Genomic DNA, 6,145 nt, shown 5'->3' with positions numbered 1-6,145 from the left:
AGTTCATCGACGACGGCGAGGGCGGTGCCGCGCCCCGGCTCGCCCAGGTCCGGCCGTCGAAGGAGTTGCTCGGTGTGTACTTCGAGCAGCTCCGCAACGGCATGCGTGAACTGGCCCGCGCGGGGCTCGCGCACGGCGACCTCTCGCCGTACAACGTCCTCGCGCAGGCCGAGCGGATCGTGATGATCGACCTGCCCCAGGTCGTCGACATCGTCGGCAACCCGAAGGGCAGGGACTTCCTGATGCGCGACTGCCACAACATGGCCACGTGGTTCACGAACCGCGGGCTTGAGATCGACGAACAGGAGCTGTTCGCCGACCTGCTCACGATGGTGTTCTGATCGCCTTCTGCAGAACGCGGTCCCTCAGCCGATGCTTGGCCGAGATGCCACCCCGGGCCGGGAGTCCAGCTGGACTCCTGTCTGGATCACCCTGCTCCCGGCGAACTGATCAGCGCCTGGAGCCCGCCGGCTCTCCACTCGGGAAGCTGCGATGAGACCCCAAGTAGCTCTGCGTAGTGTTCCGATTTCGCCACGCTGCGATCACGTCACAGGCCCGAAGCCCTTAACTACACGGCCTTGGCCTTTAGGCGAGTGGCTCCGTGGCATCCGGCCACGGAGCCTCCGCAAAAACCCGTTGGCGGACCACGGCGACCACTGCTACTTTTCCGGAGGCCGTGCAAGAGAGCGAGGAGGTGGTACCCGTGAACGCAGTATTGACATGGGTGCTCCCCTCCGGGGTCACGGTCGGACGATAGGTCGTCCGGGAGCGCCGTTCAAGAGCACTCCCGAAAGGCACGACCGTGCGATTCACTTCTGAACAGCGCCTCGACGTCGGCGTCCTCGAACGCGAATTCACCCTTGGCGAGGTCCCCGGCATCCTGTGGACGCCCGCATCCGCATCCGCATCCGCACCGGCGCCGCTGATCCTGGTCGGCCACCCCGGCGGACTGCACAAGATGTACCCCCGACTGGTGGCCCGGGCCCGGCACTCCGCGGCGGAGGGCTTCGCCGCGGCCACCATCGAGCTCCCCGGGGGCGGTGACCGGCCCCGTTTCGCCGCCGCAGAGGAGGCCCGCGCCGACCTGCACCGGGCGCTGGAGGCCGGCGAGCCGGTCGACGACGAGGTCGTCGACCGGCTCGTCCTCCCGCTGGTCGAAAAGGCGGTCCCGGAATGGCGGGCCGCCCTGGACGCCCTCCTTTCGCTGCCCGAGATCGGCGGCCCGGTCGGGTACTCGGGAGGGGTGATCGCCATCGGCCTCCGGCTGGCGGTGGTCGAGCCGCGCATCTCGGCCGCCCTTCTGTTCGCCGGGAGTTTCGTGCCCCGCACCATGTTCGAGGAGGCCCGGCAGGTCACCATTCCGCTGCAGGTCCTGCTGCAGTGGGACGACGAAGGGAACGACCGGCAGCTGGCCCTGGACCTGTTCGACGCCTTCGGCTCCAAGGAGAAGACGCTGCACGCCAATATGGGCGGGCACACCGGCGTCCCGCAGTTCGAGGGGGACGACGGGAACCGGTTCTTCGCCCGGCACCTGAAGTGAGGCCGGGCCGTCAGGCCGGCAGCAGACGATAGGAGCTGTCGGCCAGGATGCCGCTCATCGAGGACAGGTCCCGGCCCTCCTCGATGGCGGTGGCCAGCAGATGCACAACCGACCACCAGCGCCCGGGCCGGGCCGGGGTTGGCGGCCAGCAGCCGGCCGTCTGCGAACCAAGCGCAACATGGAGCACCACGCGAAATTCCACACCGAACGCTGGTCACAGGCCCAGGCGTGGGCGATTCGTGGTGCCTTCCGGGCCACGTATGTGGGTGAGGAGCGCTTCGCTCGTTTCTGGGAGGTGCTGTCGAGAGCGGCCGGCCCGCTGCAGCAGGCGGCGGAGGCGCTGCCGGACGATCCTGTGCCGTGGGACCGGCTGCAGTGGCACGGGATCGGCATGCAGAGCGGCAGAAAGGAGCTCGACCGTATCTGGACAGAGCTGATCGCTCGCGATCCCCGCCTGTACATCGGGCACTACAGCCGCGCCCAGGCACTGTGTCTGGTGAGCAATCGTCCGCGGACCTGCGATACTTCCCGATCATGATGAAAGCGCGCATGAGACTCTGGGTCACCCTTGCCACCTCAGGCACGATCTTCGCCTTACCGCTCACCTCGCCCACGCCCGCCCAGGCCGCCGTCGACCCTCTCGTGGCTCTCAGGGGGCAGATCGCCAAAAAGCACGCCGTACGGGTGGTGGAACTGGGCGGCCTGCTGGCCAACGATCTGGAGATCTTCGCCGTAGAACAGCGAGGCACCGTTCGCCTCGGTGGCGCCGGCGTGGGCGCCGCCGACGTGACCCGCACCCTGCGCCCTCACCGCCGCATGCAGGACCAGATAGCGGCAGGCCGCTGGAACGCGGAGAAGGTCGCCGCAGAGGCGCAGCCCAACCGTTCGATCACGGTCAACGGGCGGCTCTACCGGTCCGGCAAGCTGTACGAGCCGGTCATCCCGGAAGGCAAGACGTGGGCAGAGGCAGGCGCGCGAAGCGCCGCGACGGCCGCCTACGGGGATCAGCTGATCAATCTGTTCGAGCCCACCATGCTGAAGACGCTGCTGGCCAAGGCGACCACTAAGCGCCCCTCCAAGTACGGCCCCCGAAAGAAGGCCACCTACTACCAGGGAACGATCACCTTCAAGGAACTCCACGCCGTCTCACCCACCTTCCGTGCGGTGGTCGGCGGCCGATCCCTCACCGCCGCCGGCCACACGAAGATCAGCTGGAAGTTCCGCCTCGACGACCTCGGCCAGGCCCTCATGCTCCACACCAACTGGCCACTCTCCGGTGGCCGACAAGCCGCTGTCCTCAGCCAGTATTCGCACACCGCCGCCCATGCTGGCCGCGTCGTAGCGCCGCGCCCCGCTCTGGTCGCCGCTGCGTCATCCCTGACCGGAACACTGCCTCGCCCCAGCGCCCTTATCGACCTGAGCTTCCCTTCGACTGAATAGCGACACCATTGCCACCACACACCTTCGTGATCCGGCCGGACCTGCGCGGGCGGCAGGTGGCCCTGCAGACGGCGTTACGGCTCTGGCACGAGCTACGCGCACCCGGCGCCCGCGCCGCTGGACCGGCTGCGACGACCAGCTCAGAGGTCCCGTACGGACGACGGCCGGGGCGGCGCTGTGGGAGGCAGGTCGACCGGGTCGGCGGCGCGCCTGACACTGCGGATTCGGTCCGCCCGGCCCGTTCACCGTCTGGTCCACCGGCGAGACGTCCACGTCCATGTCCGCCTCCGTAAGCGGGCGGGCGAAGCGGTGCTGCAGGTCGGAGTCGGCGTCTGTGCCCGTGAGGCTGCGGATCCGGACGGTGTCGGTCAGCAGGTGCACGGTCTCCGCCACGTCGATGGTGGCCAGGACTCTGGCTTCCGCGTCGCGCGCATGCTGCACACCTTCTCATGAACGCATATCGGGCTTTGTGGCGATACAAGAGCGTGCGGACATGGATGAGCTGGATCGCCGTCGTACCGTTCGCCGGGTGGGCGCTGGTGCGGCTGAGCGGGTTCGAGCCGGACTGGCCGTGGGTGCCGGTGGTGGCCTACACGCCCTACGCGGCGGCCGGGGCGGTGGCCGGCATGGCGTTGGCGTGGGTGCTGAGACGGCGGGCGGCGGGGGTGGTGGGGATCGCGGCCGTGGTGGCGTTGGGGCTCGCCGTCGTGCCCCGGGCCTTCGCCGACGGCAATCCGGCCGCGGACGGGCCGGTGTTGCGGGTGCTGGCGGCCAACTTGATGGTGGGCCAGGCGGACACGGCCCAGCTGATGGCCCTGGTGGGCCAGATGCGGCCGGACGTGCTGACGTTGCAGGAGCTCACGCCGGACGCGATGCGGCGGCTGGAGGAGGCGGGCCTGCGCGAACGGTTGCCGCACGCCGTCACGCGGCCGTTGCCGGGAGTCGGCGGGTCCGCCGTGTACGCGCGGCATCCGCTGACGGCCGGAGAGACGATCAAGCTGGGCGCGTTCGGGCAGGCCAGGGCGTGGCTCGTGCATCCCGGCGGGGCCAGGGTGGAGATCGTCTCCGTGCACCCGTGCGCGCCCAAGCGCGCCGGCCGGCAACCGTGCTGGCAGGGCGGTCTCCACGCGCTGCCGCGTGGCGGCGGGGAGTTGCGGCTGCTGGCGGGGGACTTCAACGCCACGCTCGACCACCTCCCGATGCGTGAGCTGCTGGCGTCCGGCTATCGGGACGCGGCAGACGTCATGGGGCGCGGATTCACGGTGACCTGGCCGCGGGCGCTGGGCCGCACGTTGCGGCTGCCCGGCGTGACGATCGACCACGTGCTGGCGGACTCGCGGATGGCGGTGCGGGACTTCCGCGTGCTGGAGTTGCGGCACACCGATCACCGGCCGGTGTTCGCCGAGGTCAGGCTCCCGTGACGGGGGCCGTCAGGATTGGCCGATCCTGACGCCGCCGCCTTCAGCCGCGCCATCGGAGCCTCCACTCCAGCGCCGGCTTGCGGAGCGCGGCAGCCGGACGGCCTGGCGATTCTTTAGCGCGCTTATTTCGGCTCCGCGCCGGCCTCGCCGTACGCCGCCCCGGCGTGGGCCACGAACCCATCCGGCCTGCCGCCCGCCTACATCGCCGCGGCCGAGCTCGACCCGGTGCGTGACGAAGGCATCGGCTACCGGCTGCGGCTGCAGCAGGCCGGTCTCTCGGTCGAGCTGCACCAATGGCCGGCTACCTTCCACCTCTCCTCTGCTACCGTCCAACGGTGAACAGCGGCGTCTATGTGGGTAACGCCAGCAAGGATGCGCCCGACGATCAGGGCTGGATTCTCGGTCACTTCAAAGCACCCGACGACCGCCGGCACAGCGGCGACGTCGAAATCAAGTGGGGCATTCATCCGCGCGGTGACCAGCGCCCGGCATGGGTCACCGGAGAGGAACGCACCGCGCTCCTCATCCTCATCAGCGGCCGATTCCGCATGCACTTCCGCGGCCACAGCGTCGTCCTCGAAAACCAGGGCGATTACGTGGTATGGGGACGCGGCGTCGACCACTCCTGGACCGCCGAAGAAGACTCAGTGGTGATGACGGTACGGTGGCCATCCATCCCCGGCTACAAGGCGCCTGACCGCCCCTGAAATCGCCCAGCCGGATGCTCGGCGGGTCACCATGCCTGCGGCCTGACGGGTGCGCGAGTTCGCCGCCATCCTCACGCAGCGTCGCGGTCACGACCTCGACGCTTGGGTCAGCGCCGTACGCGCCGACGACCTGCCCGCCCTGCTCGCACTCGGTGTGAGAAAGATAAACAGGCCGTCGTCTCCGGGCTGACCCTGGCCCACGGCAACGGACCTGTGGAACGCACCAACACCAAGGTCATTAAGCTGCCCTACTTGGTCTGCTCGCGATCGAGACGGTACGCCGCCTTGGGCGCGGGTTCTTCGCTGTGGTCAGGGCCGTCGAGCGTGCTCGACGATTGCCGAGGGATGCTGTCAGTCGTCGTAGTCGCGCTTGAACTTCACGATCTTGCCGTTCTTCAGCGACACGTAGACGTCGTACTCCCAGTTGCCCTTGCGGAGTTCGACCTTGCACACCCGGTGGCCGTGCTCCCACTCGCGTTCGGTGTCGGTGACGTGCGCGCCGGGCACCTTCTTCTTGGCGATCTTGATGGCCGTGGTGCAGGTGATGGCCGTTTGCGGGGCGGCGGCCAGGGCGGATGTGGTGCCGCCCGCCAGCACGATTAAAGCTCCGATTCCCGCGGTGATGAGCTTGCTGCGTGTATTCATGTGCCCCAGGTTGCCGGTGGCGGTGATAGTGCCGGGCTAGCTGATCGTTAAGGGTGAGTTAAGGCTGGGAACGTGAGCGTCGCCCGCCACAGGGTCGGCCTGGACACCAAAGAAGGCCGCTTCATGCTCGCGGTCCTAGCCGCGGCCGCCGCGTACGAACTGGGACTGCGCGCCGAGCGACAGGCCGAGGACATCGCCGCTGCCAGCACCCGCAGGTCGCGCATGGGGGCCGTCAGACTTCTTCGACGCTGCTCGGCTCACGCCGGGACAGATCGATGCCGAGCTCCTCCGCCGCGCGGAAGACGTCCTCGTCGGTGTCTCTCATCTCGATGGACATGCCGTCGCTGGAGAGCACCTCGACGTTGAGGCAGAGCGACTGCATCTCCTTGATG

General features: G+C 68.8%; 7 protein-coding genes and 1 pseudogene. 7 read left to right on the top strand and 1 reads right to left on the bottom strand.

Going from position 1 to position 6,145, the window contains the following annotated elements:
- The 7 genes and pseudogenes from AB0C16_RS39605 to AB0C16_RS39575 form a co-directional block, all read left to right on the top strand.
- The coding region (locus AB0C16_RS39605; protein ID WP_357691222.1) for an RIO1 family regulatory kinase/ATPase at window positions 1–341 on the top strand (341 nt) is incomplete at its 5' end.
- Between the two features lie 461 nt (window positions 342–802).
- A complete protein-coding gene (locus tag AB0C16_RS39600; RefSeq protein ID WP_357691220.1) occupies window positions 803–1,540 on the top strand; it encodes an alpha/beta hydrolase in 738 nt (245 codons plus the stop codon).
- A gap of 178 nt (window positions 1,541–1,718) precedes the next feature.
- A complete protein-coding gene (locus AB0C16_RS39595; protein WP_357691218.1) occupies window positions 1,719–2,078 on the top strand; it encodes a hypothetical protein in 360 nt (119 codons plus the stop codon).
- Entirely contained in the window at window positions 2,075–2,980 is a 906-nt protein-coding gene (locus tag AB0C16_RS39590; RefSeq protein ID WP_357691216.1) for a hypothetical protein, read from the top strand. The genes AB0C16_RS39595 and AB0C16_RS39590 overlap by 4 nt, the downstream gene beginning before the upstream one ends.
- 497 nt (window positions 2,981–3,477) lie before the next feature.
- A complete protein-coding gene (locus AB0C16_RS39585) occupies window positions 3,478–4,401 on the top strand; it encodes an endonuclease/exonuclease/phosphatase family protein (protein ID WP_357691214.1) in 924 nt (307 codons plus the stop codon).
- Window positions 4,402–4,545: 144 nt separating this feature from the next.
- Window positions 4,546–4,740, top strand: a pseudogene (locus tag AB0C16_RS39580) (alpha/beta hydrolase fold domain-containing protein); the annotation flags it as partial.
- Window positions 4,737–5,108: a signal peptidase I gene (locus tag AB0C16_RS39575; RefSeq protein ID WP_357691212.1), complete on the top strand. Its 372-nt coding sequence runs from the start codon at window positions 4,737–4,739 to the stop codon at window positions 5,106–5,108. The pseudogene AB0C16_RS39580 and the gene AB0C16_RS39575, both read left to right, overlap by 4 nt.
- Before the next feature lie 351 nt (window positions 5,109–5,459).
- Here the strand turns inward: AB0C16_RS39575 and AB0C16_RS39570 are convergent, their stop codons facing one another.
- Window positions 5,460–5,753 carry a PepSY domain-containing protein gene (locus AB0C16_RS39570; protein WP_357691210.1) on the bottom strand — a complete coding sequence of 98 codons (294 nt, stop codon included), beginning with the start codon at window positions 5,751–5,753 and terminating at the stop codon, window positions 5,460–5,462.
- Window positions 5,754–6,145 lie beyond the last annotated feature (392 nt).

Origin of the sequence: Nonomuraea sp. NPDC048916, assembly GCF_040649575.1 — a bacterium.
Lineage (GTDB): Bacteria > Actinomycetota > Actinomycetes > Streptosporangiales > Streptosporangiaceae > Nonomuraea.
The sequence above is the reverse complement of the archived record's forward strand: the minus strand, read 5'-3'. Positions and strand labels throughout refer to the sequence as shown.

What these genes read in the sequence shown, in the direction of transcription:
- AB0C16_RS39595 (WP_357691218.1), top strand. Translation starts at nt 1,719, where the DNA reads ATGGAGCACCACGCGAAATTCCACACCGAACGCTGGTCACAGGCCCAG.
- AB0C16_RS39570 (WP_357691210.1), bottom strand. Translation starts at nt 5,753, where the DNA reads ATGAATACACGCAGCAAGCTCATCACCGCGGGAATCGGAGCTTTAATC.
- AB0C16_RS39585 (WP_357691214.1), top strand. Translation starts at nt 3,478, where the DNA reads ATGAGCTGGATCGCCGTCGTACCGTTCGCCGGGTGGGCGCTGGTGCGG.
- AB0C16_RS39590 (WP_357691216.1), top strand. Translation starts at nt 2,075, where the DNA reads ATGATGAAAGCGCGCATGAGACTCTGGGTCACCCTTGCCACCTCAGGC.